Consider the following 2,892-nt stretch of genomic DNA (forward strand, 5'->3'; position numbering starts at 1 on the left):
CAGCAGAACCGGCAGTACTACGACTTCGCGCCCAGCCTGGCGGTGGACCGCTACGAGATCGACGGCCAGAAGCGCGACACCGTGATCGCGATCCGGGAGCTCAACCAGGACGGCCTGGGCTCCGACCAGCGCACCTGGGTCAACGACCACACCGTCTACACCCACGGCTTCGGTGCCGTCGCGGCCTTCGGCAACACGGTCTCGGCGGACGGCCAGCCGGCGTTCTTCGAGTACGGCATCCCGTCGATCGGGGAGCTGGGGGAGTACGAGGAGCGCGTCTACTTCGGGCAGAACACCCCGAGCTACTCGATCGTCGGTGCCCCCGAGGGCACGACCCCGTGGGAGCTGGACTACCCGAACGACGACGCCGAGCAGGGCCAGGTCAACACGACCTACACCGGTGACGGCGGCCCGAGCGTCGGGAACTTCTGGAACAAGCTGCTCTTCGCGATCCGGATGGGGTCGGAGCAGATCCTCTTCTCCGACCGCGTCACCTCCGAGTCGCAGATCCTCTACGACCGTGACCCGCACGTGCGGGTGCAGAAGGTCGCCCCGTACCTCACCCTCGACGCCCGGGCCTACCCGGCGATCGTCGACATGGACGGCGACGCCTCCACACCGAAGGAGCTGGTGTGGATCGTCGACGGCTACACCACGACGAACGAGTACCCCTACTCGGCCCGTGAGTCCCTGGAGGACGCGACGACCGACGCGCTGACCGACGAGCTCGGCGGTGTCGTCGTCGGCCCCGCGCCGGAGGAGGTCAACTACATCCGCAACTCGGTCAAGGCCGTGGTCAACGCCTACGACGGCGAGGTCACCCTCTACGAGTGGGACGAGGAGGACCCGATCCTCCAGACCTGGAAGAACATCTTCCCCGACCACATCACGCCGATGAGCGAGATCAGCGGCGACCTCATGAGCCACCTGCGCTACCCGGAGGACCTGTTCAAGGTCCAGCGCGAGCTGCTCGCCCGCTACCACGTCACCGACGCCGCCTCCTTCTACTCCGGCGGCAACTTCTGGCGGATCCCGAACGACCCGACCGCCGCGGAGGGCGTGTCGCAGCCGCCGTACTACCTGACCCTGCAGATGCCGGGCCAGGACAGCGCGCAGTTCTCCCTGACCTCCAGCTACATCCCCGGTGGCCAGACCGACCGGAACATCCTCACCGGCTTCCTCGCCGTGGACTCCGAGACCGGGGACACCCCGGGCCAGGTGCGCGAGGGCTACGGACAGCTGCGGCTGCTCGAGCTGCCCTCCGACGTCACGGTGCCCGGACCGGGCCAGGTGCAGAACACCTTCAACTCCGACCCGACCATCTCCCGCGAGCTCAACCTGCTCCAGCAGGGTGGCTCGCAGGTGCTCCACGGGAACCTGCTCACCCTGCCGGTGGGTGGCGGTCTGCTCTACGTCCAGCCGGTGTACGTCCAGGCCTCGGCCGGCACGCAGTACCCGCTGCTGCGCTTCGTCCTCACCGCCTTCGGTGAGGAGATCGGCTTCGCGCCGACCCTGACGGAGTCCCTGGACCAGGTCTTCGGCGGCGACGCCGGCGCCGAGGGCGGTGATGCCGACGTCGTCGACGAGGTCCCCGAGGGCGAGGAGCCGACCGAGCCGGAGGGCACCACCGAGGTCGACGCCGCGGCGCAGCAGCGGCTCACCGAGGCGCTCGCCGACGCCAACCAGGCGCTCCAGGACGGCCAGGCCGCCCTGGCGGAGGGCGACTGGACGGCCTACGGCGAGGCGCAGTCCCGTCTGCAGTCGGCGCTGGAGGAGGCCGCGCAGGCGCAGACCGAGCTCGACGCCGCTGCGGACGACACCCCCGCGGGCGACGCCCCCGCCGGGGAGGACGGGCAGAGCCCGCCGGCCGACGAGGGGGCCGACGGCTCACCACCCGACGGCGGCACCGACGACACCGGCGGCGGCTAGACAGGTCCGGGGGGCGGTGAGAGGTCTCACAGCCCCCCGGATTGCTTCCCGGGGTCACCGCCACGTAAGGTGGTGATCACCGACGCGGGGTGGAGCAGTTCGGTAGCTCGCCGGGCTCATAACCCGGAGGTCGCAGGTTCAAATCCTGCCCCCGCTACCACGTCGGAAGGCCCGGACCGCACGGTCCGGGCCTTCTGCTTTCCCCGGACCCTGTCCCGGGCGTTCCGCCTTCCCTGGCACCTGGCCCGGGGCCAAGTGGCTCGCCCTTCTCGATCATGGTTCGCCCATCCGCGCAGCCGGAACTGAGCGAAAGGGACGATCCACCGGACGGCGCAGTCGGGCCACGTAGCCGACGACCCAGTGCCGAGGCGGCGACCGGGCCGCGGCGTGGCCGCGGGGCGTCAGCGGAGTGCGGGGAAGACGACGGTGCGCAGCAGCGGGGCGATGTCCGGCGGCGGTGCCGCGGGGTCGGTCCACCGCAGCGCCTCGATCTCGGCCCGCGGCTCGGTCACGTCGACGTAGGGGTGGGTGTAGACCGTGGCGTGCACGGTGTGCCCGGGCTCGTTGGCGGCCGGAGCCGTGTGGACGCCGAGCAGGGTGAGGTCGGCGGGGTCGAGGAGGACACCGAGCTCCTCGGCGACTTCGCGGACGACGGTGCGCTCGGGCTGCTCACCGGGCTCCGGCTTCCCGCCCGGGAGCATGAAGCGGTGGGTGCCGCGCTTGCGCACGGTCAGCACCTGGCCGTGGCCGTCGCGGATGACGAGGGCGGCGATGGTGATGACGTCGGCCATGGTCGGATTGTGCCGCGCCGACCGCAGGCGACGGCGCGCCGTCCCGCAGGTCGACGGCCCACGCCCGGGTGTCCCGGAAGCCCGTTGACCGGCCGGAGCGCCGGGCGTATCGTGCGCTCACCCGCAGGCCGCGATGACACGAGGCCCCTACCCTGACCCGACCCTGCCCCGC

The 2,892-nt window shown here is 71.3% G+C and carries 2 protein-coding genes and 1 tRNA gene; 2 read left to right on the forward strand and 1 reads right to left on the reverse strand.

Annotated features, from left to right (window positions below; translation table 11 throughout):
• The coding region (locus Q0195_RS12630) for a UPF0182 family protein (RefSeq protein ID WP_299279101.1) at positions 1–1,929 on the forward strand (1,929 nt) is incomplete at its 5' end.
• 83 nt (positions 1,930–2,012) lie between these two features.
• Positions 2,013–2,089: transfer RNA gene (locus Q0195_RS12635), tRNA-Met, on the forward strand.
• Positions 2,090–2,330: 241 nt separating this feature from the next.
• Here Q0195_RS12635 and Q0195_RS12640 read toward each other — a convergent pair.
• Positions 2,331–2,720 (reverse strand): NUDIX domain-containing protein, encoded by a 390-nt coding sequence (locus Q0195_RS12640; RefSeq protein ID WP_299279103.1) that lies wholly within the window; start codon positions 2,718–2,720, stop codon positions 2,331–2,333.
• Positions 2,721–2,892: the final 172 nt, after the last annotated feature.

The sequence above is a fragment of the uncultured Georgenia sp. genome (assembly GCF_937958535.1).
GTDB lineage: Bacteria > Actinomycetota > Actinomycetes > Actinomycetales > Actinomycetaceae > Oceanitalea.